Origin of the sequence: Bdellovibrio bacteriovorus str. Tiberius, from assembly GCF_000317895.1 — a bacterium.
GTDB classification, from domain to species: domain Bacteria; phylum Bdellovibrionota; class Bdellovibrionia; order Bdellovibrionales; family Bdellovibrionaceae; genus Bdellovibrio; species Bdellovibrio bacteriovorus_F.
Window position 1 is genome coordinate 1,255,052 of sequence record NC_019567.1, and the last position, 24,105, is coordinate 1,279,156.

General features: G+C 47.6%; 21 protein-coding genes. 8 read left to right on the forward strand and 13 right to left on the reverse strand.

The annotated features are described in order from the left end of the window. The first annotated feature begins 103 nt into the window (after positions 1 to 103). Positions 104 to 1,165: a hypothetical protein gene (locus BDT_RS06035; RefSeq protein WP_015090356.1), complete on the forward strand. Its 1,062-nt coding sequence runs from the start codon at positions 104 to 106 to the stop codon at positions 1,163 to 1,165. Positions 1,166 to 1,575: 410 nt separating this feature from the next. On the opposite strand, the gene BDT_RS06045 is transcribed toward BDT_RS06035, so the two are convergent. The 4 genes from BDT_RS06045 to BDT_RS06060 all read right to left on the reverse strand — a co-directional run bounded on the left by BDT_RS06045 (position 1,576) and on the right by BDT_RS06060 (position 4,507). Continuing rightward, complete coding sequence (locus tag BDT_RS06045; RefSeq protein ID WP_015090357.1) at positions 1,576 to 2,337, reverse strand: tyrosine-type recombinase/integrase; 762 nt, start codon at positions 2,335 to 2,337, stop codon at positions 1,576 to 1,578. Positions 2,338 to 2,392: 55 nt separating this feature from the next. Then, positions 2,393 to 3,130, reverse strand: coding sequence for a tyrosine-type recombinase/integrase (locus BDT_RS06050; protein ID WP_015090358.1), 738 nt, complete (start codon positions 3,128 to 3,130; stop codon positions 2,393 to 2,395). A 172-nt stretch (positions 3,131 to 3,302) separates the two neighbouring features. Continuing rightward, positions 3,303 to 4,184: an IS3 family transposase gene (locus tag BDT_RS06055; RefSeq protein ID WP_148278732.1), complete on the reverse strand. Its 882-nt coding sequence runs from the start codon at positions 4,182 to 4,184 to the stop codon at positions 3,303 to 3,305. After that, the gene (locus BDT_RS06060) at positions 4,130 to 4,507 is read right to left on the reverse strand and encodes a transposase (RefSeq protein WP_041577221.1); all 378 of its coding nucleotides are present in this window, start codon (positions 4,505 to 4,507) and stop codon (positions 4,130 to 4,132) included. Before BDT_RS06060 ends, BDT_RS06055 begins: the two co-directional genes overlap by 55 nt. A gap of 262 nt (positions 4,508 to 4,769) precedes the next feature. Between BDT_RS06060 and BDT_RS06065 the strand changes: the two genes are divergently transcribed. Beyond that, complete coding sequence (locus BDT_RS06065; protein ID WP_041577223.1) at positions 4,770 to 5,384, forward strand: hypothetical protein; 615 nt, start codon at positions 4,770 to 4,772, stop codon at positions 5,382 to 5,384. A gap of 53 nt (positions 5,385 to 5,437) precedes the next feature. Further along, positions 5,438 to 5,791 carry a Mov34/MPN/PAD-1 family protein gene (locus tag BDT_RS19535; RefSeq protein WP_041577226.1) on the forward strand — a complete coding sequence of 118 codons (354 nt, stop codon included), beginning with the start codon at positions 5,438 to 5,440 and terminating at the stop codon, positions 5,789 to 5,791. Between the two features lie 40 nt (positions 5,792 to 5,831). Here the strand turns inward: BDT_RS19535 and BDT_RS06075 are convergent, their stop codons facing one another. From BDT_RS06075 to BDT_RS06090, 3 genes are all read right to left on the reverse strand, one after another. Then, positions 5,832 to 7,271, reverse strand: coding sequence for a hypothetical protein (locus BDT_RS06075; RefSeq protein ID WP_051026276.1), 1,440 nt, complete (start codon positions 7,269 to 7,271; stop codon positions 5,832 to 5,834). 259 nt (positions 7,272 to 7,530) lie between these two features. Further along, on the reverse strand, positions 7,531 to 8,706 hold the full coding sequence (locus BDT_RS06080; RefSeq protein ID WP_015090362.1) for a tyrosine-type recombinase/integrase: 1,176 nt from the start codon (positions 8,704 to 8,706) through the stop codon (positions 7,531 to 7,533). A 503-nt stretch (positions 8,707 to 9,209) separates the two neighbouring features. Further along, positions 9,210 to 10,100 (reverse strand): LysR family transcriptional regulator, encoded by an 891-nt coding sequence (locus BDT_RS06090; RefSeq protein WP_015090363.1) that lies wholly within the window; start codon positions 10,098 to 10,100, stop codon positions 9,210 to 9,212. 91 nt (positions 10,101 to 10,191) lie between these two features. Here BDT_RS06090 and BDT_RS06095 point away from each other — a divergent pair, with 91 nt between their 5' ends. Further along, positions 10,192 to 11,370, forward strand: coding sequence for an MFS transporter (locus tag BDT_RS06095; RefSeq protein ID WP_041577230.1), 1,179 nt, complete (start codon positions 10,192 to 10,194; stop codon positions 11,368 to 11,370). Positions 11,371 to 11,548: 178 nt separating this feature from the next. Further along, positions 11,549 to 12,865, forward strand: a complete 1,317-nt coding sequence (locus tag BDT_RS06100; protein ID WP_015090365.1) for a hypothetical protein — start codon at positions 11,549 to 11,551, stop codon at positions 12,863 to 12,865. 16 nt (positions 12,866 to 12,881) lie between these two features. Here the strand turns inward: BDT_RS06100 and BDT_RS06105 are convergent, their stop codons facing one another. After that, on the reverse strand, positions 12,882 to 15,524 hold the full coding sequence (locus BDT_RS06105; protein ID WP_041577233.1) for a hypothetical protein: 2,643 nt from the start codon (positions 15,522 to 15,524) through the stop codon (positions 12,882 to 12,884). 255 nt (positions 15,525 to 15,779) lie between these two features. Here BDT_RS06105 and BDT_RS06110 point away from each other — a divergent pair, with 255 nt between their 5' ends. Further along, positions 15,780 to 18,980, forward strand: a complete 3,201-nt coding sequence (locus BDT_RS06110; protein ID WP_041577235.1) for a delta-60 repeat domain-containing protein — start codon at positions 15,780 to 15,782, stop codon at positions 18,978 to 18,980. A 5-nt stretch (positions 18,981 to 18,985) separates the two neighbouring features. Here the strand turns inward: BDT_RS06110 and BDT_RS06115 are convergent, their stop codons facing one another. After that, positions 18,986 to 19,531, reverse strand: coding sequence for a hypothetical protein (locus BDT_RS06115; protein ID WP_015090368.1), 546 nt, complete (start codon positions 19,529 to 19,531; stop codon positions 18,986 to 18,988). Between the two features lie 184 nt (positions 19,532 to 19,715). Here BDT_RS06115 and BDT_RS06120 point away from each other — a divergent pair, with 184 nt between their 5' ends. Beyond that, positions 19,716 to 20,306, forward strand: coding sequence for a YdeI/OmpD-associated family protein (locus BDT_RS06120; RefSeq protein WP_015090369.1), 591 nt, complete (start codon positions 19,716 to 19,718; stop codon positions 20,304 to 20,306). On the opposite strand, the gene BDT_RS06125 is transcribed toward BDT_RS06120, so the two are convergent. Next, positions 20,303 to 20,659, reverse strand: coding sequence for a hypothetical protein (locus BDT_RS06125; RefSeq protein ID WP_041577237.1), 357 nt, complete (start codon positions 20,657 to 20,659; stop codon positions 20,303 to 20,305). The two genes, BDT_RS06120 and BDT_RS06125, sit on opposite strands and share 4 nt — an antisense overlap. Positions 20,660 to 20,834: 175 nt before the next feature. Between BDT_RS06125 and BDT_RS06130 the strand changes: the two genes are divergently transcribed. Continuing rightward, entirely contained in the window at positions 20,835 to 21,512 is a 678-nt protein-coding gene (locus BDT_RS06130) for a hypothetical protein (protein WP_015090372.1), read from the forward strand. Between the two features lie 6 nt (positions 21,513 to 21,518). Here BDT_RS06130 and BDT_RS06135 read toward each other — a convergent pair whose 3' ends face one another. The 3 genes from BDT_RS06135 to BDT_RS06145 form a co-directional block, all read right to left on the reverse strand. After that, the gene (locus tag BDT_RS06135) at positions 21,519 to 22,124 is read right to left on the reverse strand and encodes a hypothetical protein (protein WP_015090373.1); all 606 of its coding nucleotides are present in this window, start codon (positions 22,122 to 22,124) and stop codon (positions 21,519 to 21,521) included. After that, positions 22,121 to 22,882, reverse strand: coding sequence for a TIGR02147 family protein (locus BDT_RS06140; protein ID WP_015090374.1), 762 nt, complete (start codon positions 22,880 to 22,882; stop codon positions 22,121 to 22,123). The genes BDT_RS06135 and BDT_RS06140 overlap by 4 nt, the downstream gene beginning before the upstream one ends. A gap of 171 nt (positions 22,883 to 23,053) precedes the next feature. Beyond that, a complete protein-coding gene (locus BDT_RS06145) occupies positions 23,054 to 23,857 on the reverse strand; it encodes a hypothetical protein (RefSeq protein ID WP_148278734.1) in 804 nt (267 codons plus the stop codon). Positions 23,858 to 24,105: the final 248 nt, after the last annotated feature.

Below are 24,105 nucleotides of genomic sequence, written 5' to 3' on the forward strand. Positions count from 1 at the left end.
TTTTCCCACACATACTTCTGAATCATGCACAGCCTTTCACTCGGTCGACTTTAGACTTCAGACGAGGGGCCGATAAACTAGTTATTGATTTGGGAGGTCCAACATGAATATGCGCCTAAATATGCTATTGGTGCCAGTGCTTACCCTTCTTTTGCAGGGTTGTTTGTCAGCAGGCGGTGGAGGTAGCGCAGAAATCGTACCATTGAAACCACCGACATCGGGTACGGATGACAACGGCAGCACAGAACCAAACGTACCAGGTACTTCATTGAACGGTTCAGTTTTTGACGAAAACTTTCACGCATATACCAGACCGTTCGGATCTAACTACTATCTACATATATCTACATTGAATCCTACTATCATTGGTTATGCGAATGAGGAAACAGTGTTGGTTATGCGTACGGGTACTACTGTTTTCAATGCACAGACAGATTCTATCGAAACGGCTTCGGGTCGTGTTTGTCATATAGTAGGTACTATCCCAGCTTATGGGGATCCGGGTTCTGTAGAGTTACTTTGTAAGTTCGACAAACTTCCAGTGCATCCAGTGTTCGGTCCAAATGGTATTCACGAGTTCACAGAGACTAGCGAGACTTTGTACTACAAGAGAAATGGTGTGCAAGCACTTCAGAGAAACTTGGGTCAGATCTATTTCATCAATAGAGGTAAACTTCAGCTAGAGGTTGTTAACTCAAACGTAACTGACTTGTGGATTAATACTTCAGGTCCAACTGAAGGGAAAGTTTGCGAAGGTATCATTCCTGACTGTGGTAAAGAAATCAAAGTAACTAACATTAGTGGTTTTGCGTCATCGGGTTTCCGTGCAGCTGGTATTCGTGGTCTGGGTACTTGTGCGACTCAAGGTTTTGAGAAGTCGGGTTCAGCTACGCATTTGAATGCAATGGAATCTTTTGAAGGTTCTTCCACACTTGCAGACATGGAAGTGTACGTAGAGTTGGAACCGGGTCAGTCTTGTACTTTTATCGCTAGAGGGTCTTACAAAACAGAAAACATTCCAGCGACTTTTGTGCAGTTGTTGATGGTAGATCGCGTGAGCTTCCAGAGTCCGGAGCTAACAGTATTGCACTCAGCGGACTACTCGGTAACAGCAGCAGCTAACATTGGTATGTGGAAGCCTTTCCTTTACAGCACTAAGGAATAAATTGGTTGGTTATCTAAGTAGATGCTGCAGTAGTTGCTTAATGCTAAATGAAGACTTTAACTTGGGATCTCTTAGGATTAGCGAGTTGCCGTTCGGAATTGAATCCACGATTAGACTCACTGATTTCCCATCTTTCCTTGTGACTGTGACGCTCTCGTTTCGTTTAATTTTGAAAGACCTTAGGGTCATGGTGCTGGCTAGTATTACAGAGGCTTGTATGGACGTTCGATCTTGTTTAAAGAGGCTTGGGGGTACTAGGTAGAGCCCGTCATTGACGACTTCCTGCAAGATAAAGTCTGTGATAATTCCGTTCTCTGTGCTTACCTTAACTCGGTCCCCTTTGCTAATGTATCTAAAGGTCAGGGGATCTTCCCAGTTTACTTTGGACATTGCTTTCATTGGCTCTCCTTTTAAATTTTATCTAGTGCTTCAATGGCTTGATTTTTCACTCCTGCCAAAGATAGGTGGGTATAGATTTGTTGTGCATTAGAGTTCTTTGAGTGACCGCATAAAATGGCTCTTTGATCTTCCGATAGTCCAGCTTCTGCGAGCTTCGTAGCGTACAGGTGTCTTAGTAAATGGGGATGAATTTTGACGGAAGATGTTTTGCTATATTGAACGGCGAGTTGCTGTATTCTGCGAGGAGTATATTTCGTTTGTAGGGAGGACTCGAAAAGGTATCTGTTATTACGCCCGGCCAAGTAAAGCTCAATCTTTGACTTTAGGTTGTTTCCAAAAACAATGACTCTGTCTTTGTTGCCTTTGCCCTCTTTTATAAAGGCCGTATTCTGGGGGAAATCAATTCTTCTAACCTCAAGGGTGCAAAGCTCAGAAATTCTCAACCCTGTTCCTAGAAGGAATTGGAATATCAGCTTGTGTACGGGATCGGGAATTGTCGAAAAGAATTTCTCAAGGTCCGCATCTGAGGGAAGCTCGATGAGTTTAGTTCCTTGTTTCGGAGTTTCCAGGTGACACCGAGTCCTGACTTCGCGGAAGACTCTTTTAAGCTGCTCGTAAGTTAGCTTGTGCCGATTCACTTCCTTCGCGATCACCTTAATGAGTTGGTCAGTTGCATTGCTAACATAAGGGCGCTGTTTCGCAGATATGGTCTCGTGTGCGAAATCTCCGTATCTGGCTTTGTTGGAAATGGATTTATTGACATCTGAGGACATGTAGTCTCCTGAAGAAATGGTTCTGCTTCGCGCACTGTATAGTTCTGCGAAATACTCAATTTCTATATAAGTCGGATAAGTTGTTAAAATTGATAAGTAGAAAAAGTGCAGACATTTGTTCGTGGAGTTGAATCGGGGCTCTTTGATCTTCCGATAGTCCAGCTTCTGCGAGCTTCGTAGCGTACAGGTGTCTTAGTAAATGGGGATGAATTTTGACGGAAGATGTTTTGCTATATTGAACGGCGAGTTGCTGTATTCTGCGAGGAGTATATTTCGTTTGTAGGGAGGACTCGAAAAGGTATCTGTTATTACGCCCGGCCAAGTAAAGCTCAATCTTTGACTTTAGGTTGTTTCCAAAAACAATGACTCTGTCTTTGTTGCCTTTGCCCTCTTTTATAAAGGCCGTATTCTGGGGGAAATCAATTCTTCTAACCTCAAGGGTGCAAAGCTCAGAAATTCTCAACCCTGTTCCTAGAAGGAATTGGAATATCAGCTTGTGTACGGGATCGGGAATTGTCGAAAAGAATTTCTCAAGGTCCGCATCTGAGGGAAGCTCGATGAGTTTAGTTCCTTGTTTCGGAGTTTCCAGGTGACACCGAGTCCTGACTTCGCGGAAGACTCTTTTAAGCTGCTCGTAAGTTAGCTTGTGCCGATTCACTTCCTTCGCGATCACCTTAATGAGTTGGTCAGTTGCATTGCTAACATAAGGGCGCTGTTTCGCAGATATGGTCTCGTGTGCGAAATCTCCGTATCTGGCTTTGTTGGAAATGGATTTATTGACATCTGAGGACATGTAGTCTCCTGAAGAAATGGTTCTGCTTCGCGCACTGTATAGTTCTGCGAAATACTCAATTTCTATATAAGTCGGATAAGTTGTTAAAATTGATAAGTAGAAAAAGTGCAGACATTTGTTCGTGGAGTTGAATCGGAAGAATTGGAGTGAACCCCGATTTTTTGGACACGGTTTAAAAGTTCACGGACCCTTTGTACTCGACCGGGCTCTTCATGCCAAGTGCTGAGTGCGGAGCAATATTGTTATAATCTGCAAACCACTGCGGCAAAAGCTTGAGAACCGTCTCTGCGCTGTCACAGTCAGCCTGATAAACGTAATCCCTTTTGATTGTTTTAACGAATGCTTCAGCCATGCCGTTGGATTCTGGGCTGTAGGCTCTGGTGTAACAGCAATTCAGATTTAACTCTTTGCCAAGATCCTTCACGGACTTCGCACGGTAAATTGACCCTCGATCTGACAACCACTGAATTTCGCGAGGACATCTCAATGACTCACCAAATCTCGCTTCAACAGCTTTAACCATCAATTCCTCTATGTCGGTAGCTGATAGCGGCTCAGTCCTAGCGACGTAAGCAAATGCTTCGCGATCACAACAATCCAAAGCAAACGCCACGAAAACTTTGTCGCCGTTAAAACAGCGGATTTCCATGCCATCTGAACACCAACGCAGATTCGGGAACATAGTCATAACAACTCCCGTATGTGGCCTTTTTGGCTGTGGCATTGTTTGTGGCAATGAAAGACCATTCATGCGCATGATTCTTTGAACACGCTTGCGATTGATCTTATTGCGACCATCAAGGGATCTTTGGCGATTCACCATCGTTGTCACCCGGCGGTAGCCATAGGTGGCTCTAATTGCAATAACGGCTTTGATTTCTTCTAAAATTATTTGATCGTCTGATTTTTGGTAATGGCGAGGCATGCCAATTTCCTCCTGAGAAACTGGTTCGTAATAAATTGAACTTCGGCTGATTTCGAAAACTTCTGCGATCTGACTTACTTCATACCGATTAAGCGCTTTGACTTCTTTGGCGGTTGAAGTGCTTTTAATATCGCTTTTTTTTGAACGATCTCCAGGCCATCTTTTAAGATGTCATTCTTGATCGTCAAATCGCCAACTTTAGCTTTGAGATTCTGATTCTCAGCCTTGAGTTTGTCGTTTTCTTCGATCAACTTTTGAATGTATTCCGCACTGATTGGGGATTCGTCTTTTTTGTGGTTCATTTGCCTCTTCCAACTATAAAGAGTGATAGCATGAACCCCGTATTTCCTGGCAAGCACTGGGATAGAAATTCCCTGGGAATTGTGCTCTTTGATGATTAATTGCTTCTTTTCCTGTGTAAATACTTTCCGTCTGTTAGACGTTGTTTCCATAAAGACCCCCTGGGTTGGGTGTCCAAATAAAATCGGGGTCAGGAACAGAATCAAGCTCTGTTATTCGTTACCAATTTGGTAGTCATCACGCAGTCACGCAAACACAACATCATTTTATTATGCATTACGTGGTGTTTCAATGGTTAAAAAACGCAAAAAAAACCATATAATATCATATAGTTAAGTGGTTGTTTTGCGACGCATTTGCTTCGTTGGTCACGTGGTCACGCAATACCATAGAACTAACACAAATGGAGTCTGTATGAGCCAAAAGCAGCGTAGTACCAGCGTTCGTTCCTCGTTCGTAAACCAGGAGGCGAAAGCTCTAATCGACAAAATTAGACTGTCATATAAGAAATCACTAAAGTCTCTCATCGGGGTTGGCGGCCATTTGCAAAGGCTGCGTGAGCTACTTTGCCGACAAGAGTTTCAAAAGGCCATAAAGAGTATTGGACTCAGCGAAATTCAGGCGTCAAGACTTATCAACTTGCATACTCGATTCAAAGATCATCAGACCAAGGCAGTTCTAGGCAGCAAGGTATCGGTGCTCTATCTACTTGCTAGTGGTCAACCGAGCCGTGAGGTGGCGCGTCTCATGGTTGGACAAGCTGTGAAGATAGATGGAACAAGAAAGACTATCGACACACTGACAGTTAAAGATGCTTCTCATCTGTCGCGCCCTCAGAGGCGCATCGCAAGAAGAAGAATTGAAGTCTCCAATGACCGCCTTTATGTCACAAGGTTGGAAGAGCTGAATGATCAGACTTCCGAGATCATATTACTGCGGCGTCGTAACAAGCTTAAGAATCACGCCCAGATCAAACTTGTCATGGAGGATGCAGTTAAGTGCCTAAAGCAAGCCATAGCTCAGATGTAGCTAAGACTATTAAAATCAAGGAAAAGTGTTATTTACAGCTGTTGGCTTGGTCGATGTCTTATAATGAGGTGGGATTCATCTGCGCAGGTAGAAATGACTGCATAGTGTCCGTGTTTAGAATTAAGAATGCGTCGCAAACGACGAGGCATCGCTATGTATGGGATAGGAAGCAAAGAAGTGAAGTTCTAACTGCTATTTCAAAAAAAGAATTAGTGGTGCTAGCAGAAGGACATTCTCATCCGCACCCAAGGCATTTGCGGAGGCCATCACGAGAAGATATTGACTACTTCAAGCATGGCATACCACATATAATTGTATTTCCATGTGAAAGCGAGATACGTGGATGGATTTTAGGGAATAAGATGTTCAAAGCAAAAAATGCGCAGATTCAAATTGTAGTCATTTAGATTAGGGCTGCATCTTTTAATTAGATGCAGCCCTAAAGATCTATTTTGTTTTTAAGTAGAGATCCTCTACGTCAGTTTGGAAAGTAGAGTCTCCTGATAGGGGTCTCATATCTATTGGAGCTAGAGACAGAATTCTGTTGAGCAACGGAGTTATTTTGGGATCAGAGTTTGAATTTTTAATTAATGTGATTATTTCCATGAAGTTCTTCGCATTTAAATTGAACTGAAGATGGGTCTGGAATTCGACATCTTTCGTGAATAACATTAATAGAATGGCAACCTGGCGGGAGCTAAACCGACCGATAAGGTCATCGTAGGTGTTTTTTGCAGACCATGAAACCCCATATCCGTTGCCCATGCGGCACATCGCAATAGTTTTAATGTATTGGTATTCAATAGAGGGAGGGATATCTCCATTTGGAGGAATATACTTTTGGATGTGTGCCGCTGGGGCCCCTTCATTTGCGAAGTTGTTGTATCCATGATGAGCTTGCCAAAGGCTTTGTAGCAGCATCTGAAGGTCTACGGCCTTGCTGTCTTCAGGTAAGAATGAAAGGCCATCTACTGCACTTAGAAGCGCATACACATTCTGCTTTTTGGGGATGTCCCCATTTGCCGCCAGAGTCGCATAGTATAGGCCATTTGCTTTTTTTGATTCATCTGTCGAACGCTTCCAAACGCACGGAGTAACTAGATATATATTGTTTCTGACTGAAGAAGGAATGCTTGGATCTGAGAACATCCCAAAGAGAGTTCTCGCCAGAGAAGAAACAAGGTCGTTTGGCAGTCTCACTACCGCGGATTCGATTTGTGGGATATCTGCCGGAACGAAAGACTGAGATCGTATATTAGAGAGAAGTCGTCGAACTTCGACGACAGCTCCTTCTGGCTCTCTTGAAAGAACTTCCTTTTGGCAAGTTTCTAACCAGGAGACAACTTGCAGACCTGTTAGTTGATTGTGATTTGGGTGCGCAGCGCTAGCATGGTTTCTCATAGTGCGTATATAGTCTAGGTGCTTGTACCCTAGGTCAGTAATGATTCCAGTGGTAAGGCATCCTTTGACCAGTTCCCAATCGTCTAATTCCTTAAGGTCATCGGCGATCTTAAAGCGTGGTCTTTTCTTTGGGTCGCTGATGGCACTGTCGAAAAAGTATTCCAGATCAAATTTTTCGACTTTATGACGGAGGTTAGTGACCGTTTCATTCCACAGAAAGTTAAGTGCTGCATCAAATAGACCGGCCGCGCAAGCAGCAACGAACTTAGAAATGTACATCGCACGATCTCGTTGCTCTGGTGTGAGATCGGCCGAAATATCGGGTAGATTTTTTATTACCTTCATTCTTTCATTTACGGGAACTAAGATTCCGGTGGCGGGAAGACCTAAATCTGTTAGGTAGTTGGATAAATTCTCGGAGAATGTGTCAATTGAGAGATTTCGTGTTGCGGGGATAGCTGGCTTGTTACTATCGTGTGGAGTCATACTTTCCTTTAATATTTCACTAATATCCGAATGATGTTTTTTATTTAGTACTTCCCGCAGAAGCATAATCGTGATGCAAAGGCTTTAAAGCGACCATCATCTGCATTAACCATGAATGTTCCAGTATCATATTCATTAGGTAAACTAAAAATAGTGTTTTTATGGAAAAATTGGACTAGTGGCATTGCTCTTTTCTAAATGGCTGACGGAAGGTCGGTGTTTCGTTTGATAGGACTTCTGGCGAGGAAGCTTTTGCGGATTATGTATTTTTGATCTGTGCTAAAAAAGACGTCCACTTTTCAAGGGCAAGCCGTTTCTCGTTGTCATAAGAGTACCGATCGTAAACTGCCGTAATTGATTTATCTGAATGATTTAGTAGTTTAGAGATTGTCATACGTTCTACACCCGATGCGGCTAGCCAAGTTGCCATAGTTCTTCTAAAGTCATGACCATTGAAGTCTACTCCAGAGGTCTTACGGAGCCTTTGAATAGCTTTCTGAATGTTTGAAATATGGAAGTCGCCGGTAGTTTTGTCTCTGCGGAATACCACGGTGCTTGGAAAAAGCCACTTAGACTCTCTGAAGTTCGAGTGGGCATGGTTAATGAGTGGTAACATTTCCTGTGTTATTGGAATTACATGATGGCGTTTGTTCTTTGAAACCTCTTTTGGGACTCCAATAGTCAGGCGTTCTAGGTTAATTTGGGCTTTAAGGAACTGTTTTACCTCTGACGCTCTTTGGCCCGTCATGAAGTACATTTGAAAGAATTCTTTGGAAGGGGATTTCATTTTTCCGATAGCAAGCCATACTTTCTTGATCTCTTCGTCACTAAGAACGCGATCCCGTGAGATCTCTTTGACCCTCTTTTTAATACCTGCTGCTGGCGATGCCGTTAGATATTCACGATCGACACCAAAATTAAGGATTTCACGGATAAGACCGTGATTTCGATTAACTTTGATTGTGAATCCATTTTTCACAAGTCCATCTAGGTACTTGATAATGTCGCGTCGTGTGATTTGATCTACAAGTACATTGCCAAAGATCGGGTCAAGATCGACGTTGTATTTGCGGGCATCCTCCTTCCAGGAGCGTTTATTGGGCTTGGAGTGCTTATCGATGTATTCCATTGCCAGTTCCCGGAAGCTCAATGTGGGGGCTGGCGGATTGATGATATCTTCGCCCTTGATATGCGCAAGAAGAAGCTCTCTCGCCTTTGTTCTCGCATCGGCCAATGGTAGGATCCCGGCATCTCCAAGCGTAAGTCTCTTCTTGTCTCCGCCATGCTTAATGCGAAGAGTCCATGTTTTAGTTCCGCTAGAATAAACTCTTAGGCAAAGGCCTCTGACCTTATCGTCGAAATACTCGATAACCTTTTTGTCGGTGGGTGGCTTAATTCCATCTACCATTTTTGCATTCAAAAGAACCGCTGGCATATTGCTTCCTCTCAACTATTTGACTTTTTTGTCTTCTAAAAGACTTGAGGGGCCATAGAGGGGCCAAAAAGTCGAAACTTGAAGACAGCAGTTGAATAGCCTTGAATGCGTTCAGAGGGAACTAAGTGTTTGAAAAGACGGATCTTTAGTACGTCAGGCGTATTCAATCGTTGTCACCAGCGATCAATGTACCAGAGACTTCGAACCAAGGGGTTGCAGGTTCGAGTCCTGCCGACTGCACCATTCTTCTTTTCTTTTTTCCTTTTAATATTGCTTCGTTTGATGTTGCTTGCTCCGGCAGGACGCGGAAATGCGCGCATCGAGCGCGCATTTCCTATGCGCTCGACATTTGCCGCCTTCGCGGCAAGAGCCTCGCGCATGCTCCTCACCAAAATGCGCCACTGGCGCATTTTGGCGCGGGCACGACTGCCGACTGCACCATCCTTCGCTCTTTGAGATTCGGCTTGCTTTGTCGACTTTCTTTCATCGTAAATTTCTAGTATCTATAGGGCGTTTTTTAGTTTTGATTTTAGGAATTTTATGAAGACGTCGGCTCGTAAAGAGAGCTGCGCGTTTTTGTAGTAGATGGCGTGTATTTGTTCTTTTTGTTCGATGGCGGCTCCGGGCAGGACTTGGACCAAGTCGCCGCTTTCGCGTTCGGGGATTGTCATAAAGTCGCCAAGGCAGGCGATGCCCAGGCCGCTTTTGACCATGCGAAGAATTGTTTCTCCGCTGGAGGCGCTGAACTTTGCTTTGATCGGATAGCGGGTGCCACCGTTGTATTTAAGTGGCCAGTGGTTCAGCTTTTGTGGGTCCGTAAAACCAATAAGGACATGATTCTGCAGGTCTTCGACACTTTTTGGGGTGCCATAGGCTTTCAGGTATTGTGGGCTGGCCAGAACTCTTCGTTTGCTTTGTCCCAGGCTCACCGCGTGAAGGGACGAGTCGGCAAGTTCACCCAAGCGGATGGCGACGTCGATGCGGTTTTCAATCAGATCAATATTGCGTTCACTGTTAAACAGCTCCACTTGCACTTCCGGATACAGTTTGTGGAACTCATTCAGGTAAGGCACAACCGAATGCAAAATAAACGGTGACGCTGAATCAATCCGCAGAACTCCGGAAGGTGTGCTTTTGGAACCCACAGATTCTTCGGCGTTTTCCAGGGCCTGAATGACTTCCCGGGAACTTTGCAGGAATCTTTCACCTTCCGCAGTCAGATCCAGCTTACGCGTGGTTCTTCTTAGCAAAGTCACGCGCAGCTTTTTTTCAAGCCTTGCAAGGGTGCGGCTGATCCCGGACGGGGTTTGATTCAGTTCTTCAGCCGCAGCGCTGATAGAGCCTGTATCCACAATCGTTATAAAGGTTTGCAGCTCGTCCAGGGTCGTTTTCATTGTTGACTCCAAATCAAATATATTTTGCCTATTCGTGACTAAATGAGCAACCACAATCCTGTTAGATTGGTGGTTATACAAGGAGGCTAAAATGCCTTTAGCAATATACGCGCTGATGATCGGGGCGTTTGGAATTGGAACGACTGAATTTGTGATTATGGGCCTGTTGCCCCAGATGGCCAAGGACCTGGGTGTGAGCCTTTCGTCGGCGGGACTGCTGGTCAGTGGCTATGCGCTGGGCGTGGCGATCGGGGCGCCGGTGCTGTCGCTGCTTTCGGCGAAGTGGCCGAAGAAGCGTGCTCTGGTGATTCTGATGGCGATCTTTACTGTGGGGAATCTGATTTGTGCCTTGGCGCCGAATTATACGATTTTGATGATCGCACGGGTTTTGACATCCTTTGCGCACGGAACATTTTTTGGGATCGGGTCGGTGCTTGCGACCAGTCTTGTAAAACCAAATCAAAAGGCCACGGCGATTGCTTTGATGTTCACGGGCTTAACCCTTGCTAACGTCTTGGGGGTTCCCTTTGGCACGTGGCTTGGTCAAAACTATGGATGGCATGCGACTTTTTGGGCAGTGACAGCCGTGGGACCTTTGGCAATGGCGGCGTTGATTTTCTTTGTTCCTGCAACAAAAGAAACAGGGGATTCGGCTGGCATGGCTAAAGAAATCAGCGTCGTGATGAAGCCGCAGGTTTTGTTGAGCCTGCTGTTGACGGTCTTTGGCTTTGCAGGGGTTTTCGCCGTATTCACTTATATTGCGCCGATACTGACGGATGTGTCGGGATTTGAAATGGCGTCGGTTTCTCCGATCCTGCTGCTGTTTGGTGCGGGCTTGGTCGTTGGAAATATCGTCGGTGGCAAATGGGCGGATAAACATCTGAACAGAACTTTGGTTGGAACACTGATGTTGTTGTCTTTGGTTTTGTTCGGATTCACCTTTTTGATGGGCTATAAACTGGCAGCCTTGGTTTTGGTCACTCTGCTGGGCTTTGCCGGTTTTGCGACGGTCCCGCCACTGCAAATGCGTGCATTGGAACATGCGGCAGAAGCGCCAACCCTGGTGTCCGCTCTTAATATTGCGGCCTTCAATCTGGGCAATGCAATTGGCGCCTGGGCAGGCGGAGTTGCGATCGACAACGGAAATCTGATAACGACGGCTTGGACGGCATTGGGGGTTTCATTGCTGGCGACTCTGGTGGCGTACGTCAGTGGCAAAGCAAATGCAGGTGTGGTTGTGAAAGTCGATCGCAGCTTGCTCGGCCATTGAATCTGTGGCGCTCATCCCGAGCGCCACAAGCAATGATTCCGATTTTTTCAGGCGGAGCAGGTGAGCCAACTGCGGTTGTTGTCGGAACGTTCTCTGGCAGCCGGGTTGATGGTGGAAATTGACGCCATTTTTCCCGGTTGATAGTCCTTGTAGAAACATGGATGAGAGAGGTTTTTCGATGAAATTTTCTGGTTTGTTTTTGGCCTTTTTGTTGTGTTCCAGTCTGGCTTCGGCAAAATCCACGATTATTGATTCTGACAAAGTTTTTCGTGTGGAAAAAAATGGTGAGGCCTTTATTCAAGATCAGCTGATCTGCTCTCTTGCGGGGTTGGATAAAACTCATCCCAGCACTGTTGGCACTTTGGGTTCCCCGGCCGTCATTGGAAATAATATTTATCTGTTCAGCAGTGCTGCCACTCGGGGCAAACACGATAAAGAAGGGCATGCGGCGCTTTTCAGGGTTGATGTGATGTCTCGTCAATGTTCGCTTCTATTTGCCCGAACCTTTGCCAAAGGCGTTCAGGACAATTCCGGGGACTTTGTCGTTGATAGCATTGGCAATAATCTGGTGTTCTGGCATAAAAGCCATTCAGCACTTCAATTCATTCGTCCTTCGGCACCCTCCACGGTTGAAGTTTTGTACGACGCTGCGACGGAAAAACGGGGTTCTTTCCGTCAGATTTTTTCGATGAGTGATTCACCAGTGTTTCTTTTGGAAACCACTGCGGCAGACGGGCGGGGAGTTCTGGTTTATGACAAAAATGATCTGAAACTGATCAGCTCGACTTTGTTTCCGGGCCGTCTGGGGTTGAATCAGGTGAAATACGTGAATGACAAAATCCGTCTGGCTTTCTTTTTGGACCAAGTCAGTGCCCGCGGATCCAATTATTACGTTTTTGACTATCGGTATGGGCAGAATACTGTTGAATCTATTGCTTTTCTGCCAATGGGCACTGGCTACAATTCATCTGTTGTGAAGATCGTCTTTTCAAAATTTGAGGACTTCTTTTTCATCACCCAAAATGACGGACCGAACATCCGTAATATGGAAACTTTGACCTACAATTGGAAAACCAAACAAGCCACGTCGATTTTCAGTCGTATCTGGCCGGCAGTTTTTCCCGGGGGGCTGAAGCTGGCGAATTCTTCGCAGTATGGATTTGTTACGAATAACAGCATCGATATTTTCAAGTTCGACAGCAGCGGGCAGTTCGTGCAGGTGCAACTTCCTGTGGATGTTGAACACCTGGTTCCGCCGTATGCTTTGGATGAAAAGAACCATCTTGTTCTGACTTACCAGAACACCACCCGGAACTTGAAGGTTTTCGAGTTTGACTACAGCCAGAACCCGATCGTGCTGAAGAATACCTACACACTGCCGTCATTGCGCGAATCGAAGTCTATCAAGTCCGTTGTCTTGAAACAAAAGACCTTGCATTTTTATTCGTCTGGCGCTGACCGACAAACCTACGTTCAGTCGCGAACGCTGCCCTAGGTCGCCACACGGCAGCCTATTTTAAGGTCAGCAACATGTCCCAGGATCTGCCGGTGGAAGGGTGCTCGTATCCGTTGACAGAAATCACCAGCTTTCCGCTGGGCGTCCAGCTCTGGCCAACAATGGCGGCGGAGGTGTCTGAACTGTTGATCAGTGGAGTCAGGTTGTAGGTGCCGCCGGTCCCGAAGGATGTATCCAGTTCGCCATTTTCCTTCAATGCAGTCACTGTATTGACCCTGACCACGGTGGGATCTATCAATGACCTGTTTGTTCCAATAAATACTTTGTCATCAATGTCTGTCGAAATAGAGGCGAAAATTTCGCTGGTGATCGTTGGATCTGCCTCAAATTCCCAAGGGTTGCCAGCATTGAAGCTCGTGTCGGGTGAACCGTCCAAATTAAAACGCTGTACGAGCATTCTGTTCGGATCACCATGAATGCTGTCCGGGGTGATATAGTAAGCAGCCACGATCAAACGGTTTTTTGAATCCACGGCGCCAAGTTCGGTGTTTTGGAAAGTGTCCGTACCACCAGCAATGTCCAGATTCTTCCACATCGTGCTGCCGCCGAAAGCGGTGTCGACGAGGCCGGTGGACAACGAAACACGAGCCAATGCCACGTGCGGTTTCCAGTCATTGTCTCGAATGTCACTTTGAAGGTACAAGTAATCACCCTCGGTTTCGATCAGACGGGAAACACTCCAGACATCTGCAGCGGGAAGCTGCAGCAGGCCCTGGGCTCCGAAAGTCGTGACAGTGTTTCCAGAAGCATCCACTTTCCAAATCGCAATATAGTCCTGGCCCAAATTGTCGTCGCGGAATACGACCATGGTCAGGATGTCTCCGGACTTGGTGATCGTCATCGGGTATTTCTGGTCTGTTCCAGGATACATTATGAAGTGGTCCGCGGGTAAAGAAAGGAAGCGTGCGCCCGCAGTGCCAAAGTCGTTATCGAACGCGCCGGAAGGTGTGAGTTGTAAGAAACCACTGCTCCAGCCTGAACCGCTGGTAAATTTCTTGGTTCGCATCAGCAGCTTTCCGGTGCTGGTTATCTGTGCATAAAGAGCTTTCACATCAGGAACAAGTACATATCCACCCGTACCATAGCTTGAATCCAGTTGCCCGTTGGGTTTGTAGCGATGAATAGAGATTCCAATGCCATCATAACCAAGTTCCAGGTCATTGATGGCATAGATGTTTCCTGCCGAATCCGTGGTTGTCAGTCCCTTGAAAGATGCGACCTCCCTGATCGGGCGGTCATTAAGGATGCGCAAGGTACCGGAATTGAAGCTTGGATCAGGTTGTCCGTTAGGCAGAATCTTGTGAATCAGTGAGTCTGTATGTGATCGAAGGTCGCCAAAATAGATGGTGGCGTCGCTTCGTCGCAGAACATAGATCTCGTTGGTTGCAGAAACTGTGATTGAGTGAATGTATGGTGTGTTTTGCTCATACTGTGCGGGCAGAGTCAGTGAAGCCTGTGTTGCCGGGTTCGACGCCAGAGTGATAACTCCGGCAGATGAAATCGACCACTCTTCAAATTTCGAAGTTCGTTGCCCCAGCAAACGGTAAGAGCCTGCAGCACCCAGGGTCGCCGCAGAGACGAACGTGCGGTCCGCACTGCCTTCATATTGTACGAAACCGTTCGGTGAATTAAAGCCCGCTGTATCCAAAGCTCCGGCCTCGGTAAAGCGATAGGCGACGGCTTTGGTGGCATTGGTTCGATCTCCAGCAATTAAAATGCGGTTGCTGGTGTCAGTCACAATAGTAACGAACGCCTGAGGGGTCACCGAGTTCAAAGTGACCATGCCTGTCGTATTGAATGACGTGTCCGCCAGTCCGGTGGTTGTGGTTCTCCAGATTTTATTGATATAATCGCCAGTAAGATCGCGGGCCAGAACGACGACACGACCAGAACTGTCCACGGTTGAAGCCAGATAGTCGTGATCATCCGGAGATTCCATATGAATCGCCTGCCCATTGTCGCCGTAGCTGGCGTCCACAGCCCCGTTTGCTGTCAGTTTCAGGATGCGGATTTGGGATGGCCATCTGTCATACATAAACACGATGGAAAAGCTGCCATCCGAGTGGCGAAGAATATTTTTTAGTACGGTATTGTCCGGCATTGCGATGTTAACTTCGCCATTTGTGCCGAAGGAATTTACAGCCGAGCCTTGTGAAGTCAGGCGGGAAACCAGCAGTCGGTTGCCAAAAGTTGTATAGTCAATGTAGGTACTGACCAATTGTATGTAATCCACACCGCTTTGATTGAAAAGAACCATTTGTGAATCTTCACCATAGGTCGGCGTTCTTGAACGGAAATAGCCTTGCGAACCAAACGAGGTGTTCACGGAACCATCAGCATTCATCGACATAATTTCAAGTTGATAGTTCGTTGTGCCCGCAAGATAGATTTTACCCGAGGCATCCACCACCAGATTGTTGATGGAGCTTGAGAGATCCACAGCCATATTGATCTTGTGCTGAACAAACCCGGACCCACCAAATGAAAGATCCGGGGCGCCGACGGCGGGCAGACGGACGGAGGAAGGGGCTTGGACGACTTTGGACGGCTCCATCAGTTCAGCGTTGAGACTGCAGCCTGAAATGAAAGTGGACATCGCTAAAGCTGCAAAAGATCCAAAAATTAACTTTGTTGTCATCCTATACCCATCTCGTTAAAACGTTCAGGCTGTCGCAAATATCTGTAAGTACTTCCTTCTCGCTTATCGGACACCGGTTTGGTTTGATGAGTTTTTAACAAGACTGAAAAAATCTTTTTGCTCCCACTGAGGGAGCATTTCGAAATGAGACGGTCAAATTAGAACCGGCCTCGAGTTAAGCTCATTTTTTATTCAATTTCATGATTTGTGCTTCGGTTGTTTCATGCCCTCGAAGCTTGAGACCGATAAGACAATATGCAGTTTATCTTCTTGATCGTATTAGTCTTGATAAATGCTGGTTGCTCTATCGACGCCAGTTTGATTGATGGTTCCACCACTCTGGGACCCAGTTCTCCAGGACCGGGTCCTGGTCTTGGGAAAACCTCGGCATCCACTTATTGCCTGAATGGCGAATACGGGCCTCCGTTAAATCTGGGGCAGGATGAATATTTACTGGTGGGACAGTTCACTCATGCTGGACCCTGTGGTTTCCCAATTTTTGGATCAGATCTTAATGCTTCGATGGCCCGTCCCACGATCACAGGTGAAGTCAGACAATCCATCCCCGATGGCGAAGGCGGCTTCTTTATTTCCGGATCATTTACGGATGTCGACGGCGTCAGTCGTTCGGGCTTGGCGCGATTGAAAGCCAATGGTTCGCTGGATGAGGATTTTAAACCCTTTGGCAATCTTCCGAAATCTCCAGAGTTGGAAAATGCCAAATTGGCCCTGGCGGATGGAAAGCTTTACGTCGGCGGCTCATTCAACAGTGTAAGCAATCCCTTTGGTTCGGTGGTGAATGCTACGACCGGTGCCTCGCTGTGGGCTTCGGGCATTCGTTTCAACAACAAGGTTCTGGCCTCCACCAGTGATGGTGCCGGGGGCCTATATATCGCCGTTTCCGGCTCGTACCAAACCACTTCCGCCGAGGGTGTGATTCACTTGCTGGCTGATGGCAGCTTGGATCCGAATTTCCAGAACCGTGTTTATGGCAATATCACGGTGCTGGCTCATGATCAGGCCAACAATGTGCTTTATGTTGGAGGTTCCAATTTAAGCAGCAGCGGCGTAATGATGAGTTCTATTCTGGCCTACAATGCCACGACGGGTGCCACGATCACGACTTGGAATCCATGGCTGGATCCGACTTACACAGACCTTACTGGGATTGCCGTTTCGGCAACGAAGGTCTACGCGACGCGCGTGAATTCATACAACAGTCCGACTTCGGGTCTTATTGCCATTGATAAATCCACCGGCGTCATTTCCTGGCAAAAGTCCACAACGTTCCGATCGGGTTTTTACGGGGTTGCCTTTGACGGGACCTACGTTCATGCCGTCGGCGCCTTCACATCAGTGGGTGGAGTCGGTCGTAACTTTATGGCAAAGTTCGACGAAAACGGAAATCTTCAGGCCAATCCCGCAAGTGTTCCCAACAGTGAGCTCAACAGCGTTCATTACGCGGCCGGATACCTTTATATCGGTGGCCGTTTCACGTCTGTTGGTGCCACGAGTGCTCATGGGATTGCCCGTTACAACACCAGTGACATGTCTTTGGACACCACGTGGGTTCCGAACCCTGTAAATGCCAGCACCCTGGGAACTGTTTCAGGCATTGTGCATGACGGGGCCAGCACACTTTACGTTTATGGTGATTTTTCTGCCATCGGTGGCAAGGTTATGCCGGGTGTGGCTGCCATCACAACGACGGGCGCCGGCACAGTTAAGGATTTGGATCTGATGATTGCCGGGGGCGAAGACGCTCCGGTCAATACCGTGGCCGTGGGTGCGGGCGGTGTTTTTGTCGGAGGTACTTTCCAAAGTATCGGTGCCCCCGTGATTCGCAGTCTGGCCGTGCTGGATTCGGACTCTGGGGATGCGGAAATCTTTGATTCAAAAATTCTGGGTGGGGACGTCCTGTCGATGACCTTGTCCGGGGATCAGCAGACTCTTTATCTTGGCGGGGACTTCAGTTCGGTCAAAGGACAGCAACGACTGGGACTGGCTTCAATCAGGCTCAGTGATCTTGAGCTGACGACCTGGGCGCCGGTCACGGCACGGGGAACCTTTGATGAAGTTCGATTTATTCAGGAATACGCCGGCAACGTTTATATCTCAGGATACTTCAGTCAGCCTTTGGGGTTGAACATGCAGGTTCGCGAGGACTATGCGACGATTGATCAGGCGGCGAACGTCATCCCGTGGGTGCCAGCGCTGACGAGTCCCAACGACATCACGGATTTCGTTATTAAAGATGGCGTTCTGTATACCATGGGACGTTTGAGCTCTGGAACCAACAAGAATCTTGCCGCTTACGATCTGAACAATGGCGGGGCCCTGATGACTTTGGGCCGGAACTTTGAAGGCAGCTATCCTAACTCGCTGGTTGAACATAATGGCAAGATGTATGTCGCCAGCGGCGCAGACCTTGTACGATTGGAAACCGATGGCACCGCGACGGTGGTCAAAAGCCTGTCCGGCATCATCGGCACTTTGGGCGTCAGTGATGGAAAACTTCTGGTGACCGCAAACGATCTGGGGGGACCGGATCGCAACGGCATGGTCATTGTGAATTCGAATGATGGCAGTTTCTCCAGCTGGATCCCTTCGACGCCGATGCAACCTGAATTCGTGCAAATCAATGCGGCGGCCCGGATCGGAGACTATCTTTATATCGGCGGTCGTGGCGACAACGCCATGGGTTCGACGGTGGGGAAATTACTTGTCGCCAATATCAAAACGGGTGCGCAGCAGATCCTGGAAGTCGACGGCACCGTAAAAAGTTTTGAACCTGTCGGTGAAATCATGTATGTGGCCGGTGCCTTTTACAGCATTGACGGCCAAAATCGCTCGAATGTTGCCTCCTTCACAAATGGCCAACTGACAAATTGGCAACCCGAACCGGACAACAATGTCGACTTCATTAAGCATCATCAGGGTGTGCTCTATATTGGTGGTGAATTTGTCGAAATCGACGGAAGTATGCGCCAGGGGTTGGCAGCATTTGATGCCTCGACCGGAGCTTTGTTGGCCTGGGACCCTTTTGCGGGGCACGACTGGGGCTATTTTGCGCGAGCCAACGTGGTGGGGAATAAGATTTACATCTTCTATGAAGCTGAAAAAAATGGCGACTATGAATTCGGCTTGCTGACCGTTCAGACGGATTCGATGCTGGTCGGCTTATGGCCTCTTCCTGACGATGTCGACTTTGATGACTGGTATGTTCAGGACGGAAAGTTTTATTACTGGAGCATGGACTCGGAATTCCCAGTGGCGCTGGATATGGTGACCGGACAGACATCCGAAATTTCATGGGAGCTGTCCTCTTATGAAATGAACATCACCCCCTATGGAATTATCTGGGGCCAGCCTTCCGGTATGGCCTTGATGGATGTCCAGACGGGCAAAGCAAAGTTGGTTCTTAAAGAAGTCCAGGGGGCAGCCCTTGAAATGTAAGCCGATTAACAACCCGACGCTTCCATGATAATCGTATAAATAGTGCCAGTGATGGGGTCGATGATCAGCAAGGCTGCGTATTGTCCGCCGCACTGAACAGCCCCCACGGGGCCTACACCATATTGAATGCCTTTAATTTCATTCAGCAAAGAAAAGGCATGCTGGGCCTTCATATAATTGTCAGCGAAAGTGACTTTGTCGGCAGAATTATTGTCGCTGTATTCCAGACGCTGCTCTAACACTGCAATCACATAAGACTTTGCGCCTTCAAGAGTGTCCCTGCCCCATTTGGTAGAGTCTCCTTCCCAGGCACTGTTGTCGTCAACCCAGTTAAAGTCCTCAGCGGACTCCAGAGCGCCTTCTTTGATCCCGTATTCAATCATCATGGCTTTGATGTCTTTGTTGGGTTGAACCTTAGTCACCTTGGATTCTTCGGTGATGGAGGTCAGGATTTCCAGCGCATACTGCAGTTTGCGGGAAGTGTAGGTGGCGTCTTTGGCAAATGAGTTGATCGATAACAGCATGGTCATGGTAAAAATAAGTGCTTTCACTTTTGGCTCCGGTGGGGGTTGATAAAGATGCTTATAGAAGCTGAGCGGGCATAAGTTAAATTTATAAAAAAACAGTTATTATACGCGCAAAGAATGATGACCGTTTTTTTTGGGGCCGGCTCTTCCAGCATTTGTTTGATTCCGAAGGCCCCTCATAGCATCCTTTAAATGCAAGGAGTGCGTGATGAATTCCAAAAATGCCAAAGTCGATGCCTTTATCAAGTCGGAAAAAAAGTGGAAAGAGGAAGTCCAGCTGTTGCGCCAGATTGCTTTGGACAGCGGCCTGACCGAGGACTTCAAGTGGAGCCTGCCTTGTTATCTGCATGACGATAAGAACATCGCGATCATTCAGAATTTTAAAGACACTTGTGCGTTGATGTTCTTTCAAGGCAGCGAGCTTAAAGACGCCAAAAAACTGCTGAAATCACCGGGGGCTCATTCCCAGTCGGCCCGTCGTTTTGAGTTCACCAGCGTGGCGGATATTGTCAAAGTAAAGACAGCTATTCGGTCTTATATCAAAGAAGCCATCAAAATTTCTGAATCTGAAATCAAAACAGAGAAGAAACCGGCCAAGATGCCTAAAATGCCTGTCGAGCTAAAACAGGCCTTGGATAAAAATAAGAAACTGAAAGCGGCTTTTGAAAAACTGACGCCGGGCCGCCAGAGGCTGTATTTGATACATATCGAATCAGCCAAACAAGCGGCCACCCGGACTGCCAGAGTGGAAAAGTGCATTCCCCGCATTCTGCAGGGGCTGGGACTGACCGACCGCTAAGGCAGTGGGTTGCAGTATCCGGACAGGTGCACGCGATAGTTTTTATCTGACGTGAAAATATTCAAGGTCCCTGTCTGATAGCCCTCGTAATGGCAGAAGAACGCGATACGATAGCGACAGGAAAGGCCCGCACGCAATTGATCCGGACAATCGCTGCTGACAAAAAAGCTGTCGGCAGCAATTGTATGTGAAATGTCATAAATGGTCCCCGAACTGTAATTAGTCAAAAGCATATCTTTGGTGCGTTCTGCACCTACCATCTGCATCCCAAAATCCATACGCGATTCGATCTGAGCTGAAGCCGCAAACGGCGCTAACAAGGTAAATAACACGAGAGTTTTCAGACACTTCATTTAAACCTCCAAAGGTGACAGTTCATTGGGCCTGCGCGCGGATTTTCAGTCAAACTTTTGGCGGGGAATGCGAAACTTATCTGTTCACGCCATTTTGATGAAACAGGTTCTGGTCGTGGGCTCGTTGACCGCTTTGCGGGGATTTGTAATCTGAAAGTCACCCCAAGGAGGTTTCATGAAGAGCGTTCTGTTCCTGTCCGCGTTTCTTTTTGTCTGGCTGGCGAAAGCCGCCCCTGCGCCCGAGCGCTGCCAGTCCTTGACCGAAACCAAAGGCGGCGTGCAGTTGCAGCGGATCTGGCTTGAACAAGCGGGTCTGTGCATGTTGTCGGTGTCTCCGACGGATGCTTATAAAACCATGGTGTATCGTGATTATGTTCTGACCGAGGACGGGATGTTCATGGTCTTTAATGCCTATGGCACCGACGGGCAGTTTGGGGCCCGGGACTTTTTCCTGTTCCCGCGAAAGCAGACCGAAATCAGCTACCAGTGGCTGCCACAAAATGACGAACTGATCATCGAGCACGTCACTGGTGACAAGTTTGTCTTTGATATCAACAAGGCTGTTTTGAAATCCATTTCTGGCGCCGCCAAAGTCGTTGTCGACAAAGTGACGACCACCAACAAAGGGGGCGTCAGCATCGTGGGTTATCAGGGGCAGATTTTGGATGTGGGGTTTGCGATGAACAATGATCCGGCGATGAATCGCAGTGGCAAGTCGGTGCTCAGTTCCGCATCGAAAAGCTGCTCTTTGCGCAATCAGGATCTTTTTCGTTATATGAGCGACGGGGATGTGATTTTTAAATTCAAAAAAGATGCAGAGTTTCAGCAGCTGGTTTCATCCAGCTGCCGATAGAACTGACTAGAAACGAGACATCAGCTCTGTGAACTTGCGACGGTCTCGGAGCTGGGAATCAAGGTCGTGAAGGGCTTTGTTGACAAAGCGAACTTCGAAGGAATTGGATTCCGGATTTTCCTCAAGGATGTCGCGATAGATGAATTCGTGCATTACCAAAGCGGCTTTTTGGTTTTCATCCAAAGAGCCCCAGACCAAGGAATCAATTTCGTACTGTTGAACTCCGAAGCGGGTTTCATTGGTCTGAACGATGGCGATCTTCATGCGGCAGCCACGGCCCAGTTCCAAATCACCCTGATCATTCGGGCCTTCCAAAGCAAAGGAAGACTTCCAGCGGATTTGTTGTGGCCATTGTTTCAGCCACTGCGTGTATTTCAAGGCCTTCTGAGAATTCACCGGACGGATGCGCGCAATCAGGTCAGAAACTTTCGCCTGATAAGAGCGGGCCGGGGAGTACTGAACAGACAGGCCTTCTTCCTTGGCTTCCGCCATTTCCAGGGCTACTGTGGGTTGGTTCAGACAGCTCACCACATAGCCGCCATTGCGGACCACGTACTGGGCAAAGGCGCTGGGCGCCGCCAATAAAACGATAACAGCCATCAGATGTTTCATTCTTCAGTCTCCTTTGGCACGGCTGGCAGCAATTGCATGCCCAGCGTGTAAATTTCAGTGCATTCGCCTTGGGTCAGCTTTCCGTAAACCTTTTTCCAGGCCTTTTCGAGTTCTTTTTTTGCCCGGTCCAAATTTTTCGGATTTACAGCCATTGTCAGGTAAACCATTTCCCTTTTTTCAGTAGGGATCTGCGGGAAGATCTCTGTCGAGCGCTTCATCGCTTCTTTGTGCAATTTTTGCACATCAAAATTCGGGATGTCGTTTTCAGAAGCCAGACTGCGCACAGTTTTCACATAAGTCGTCGCGCTGTTCTTTTCCACCAGACCCAGTTGCAGAAGTTTGTTCATAACCACTTGCGTGCGCTCGGCAGGAACGCCGGTTTCAGCTGAAATCAGCTCCACATCCCATTCCTCGGTGTGCAGATCCATCGCCGCCAGCACCAGGAAGAAATCCACGCTGGAAACTTCCGAGAACTCGGACTTGCTTAAAACTCTTTCAATGGAATGCGTGGCTTTTTTGCGCTTTCGTTCAGAGTCAAACAGGGACTGGGCCTTTTGCACGTCCTCTTCGGACAGGCGCAGACCGTTCACAAGTTTGTTGAAGTTGGCAGAAGAAACAGGGCGCTTGTTGTTGAAAATCTCGGACAGGTGTCCGGGGGAAATTTCCACCCGCTGAGCCAGGGCACGCAATGAAAAACGCGGATTTGCCGCACGTCTTTCTTCAAACTTTACATGGAAAAACTTGTTCAACGTCTTCATTTGGCCAAGACACTTATCAACTCAAGTTGAACATGTATATGTCAATTGCGAGGTTTGCCCGAGTTTAACCCTTTTTGACGGATGAACTGTTCGAAATTTCACGGCGAACACCAAAACGCCAAAACCGGCTGTGGCAGCCGGTTTTGTAGGATTTACCTGATTTGAAGAATGTTATCCATCCCAGGCTCCATCATCTGGAGTCTCACTAATTTGCAGTGCTTTCCAGACTTCTTCGTTGTCGAAGAATTCCGCCTGCTTCACGTTCAGACGTTTTTCATCGTGGCAGGGAACATAAGCACTGACAGATCTTGAAATCTTTTTGGCTTTTCCGCTGGCAGCCTGAGGGCGCAGAACATCCCAATAGGACTTGCGGCTGAACAGAGCATCATCCCGGCGCAGCTGACCATTCAGCATGTCCAGGGTGCAGGCGAAGGTGTTCACTGGCGTTTTGCTGTCGCCCTTTTCGCAGGATTTTGCATAGACCTGTTCACGGCCCACGTGCAATTGCATCAGACCGTACAGGCTGCCGTTCGGACCCTTGGCCGTGGCTTTCGGGTTGCAGGTGCTTTCATAGTGGGTCATGGCATTGAAGATCAGAACCCAGAAGTTGGCTTTGTCGGTGGGCTTCATGATCTTATAGTTCGGACACAATTTGTGGATGTCAGGGGACCCTTCCGCCAGGTGGCTGAAGTTTCCAGCCATGTATTCTTTGCGGATGGCATGACCCCATTCACCGATTTTGGTGCCGGTGGCGTAGTTGTTACAGGACGGACCCCAATTGTATTTGTCGTTGATATCATCAAGAACCGACGCCACGAAGGTGAGGTTGTCTTTCATTCTAAGGCCGTTCGGTGTTTCCACAAAGCAGTCGGTGCAGGCGCCGGCTTCGGTGCCGCTGCCGCTGGCAAAGGCGGGGGCATGGTACAGGATCGCCGCCACAAACATGGTGTTAATGCATGATGAAAGGATCTTCATTTACGTTCCCCCTGATATACCGGCTAGACTTGTGGCGTCAAATAGGGGTGGTCCCCCAAAATCAGCACCGTCCATAGAGTCATCGGCTCATAGCTGGACCTTCTATACTGAAAAAATGACTAAATGTTCCCGTTGGGCCCAGAAACAGGACTTTTTAGGGAACATCCCAGTTCGAGACAGGGCAAAATCCTTTGAAAATCCAATAGGATTGAACACAATTTATTGACCATTTTACCGGGATAAGCGAT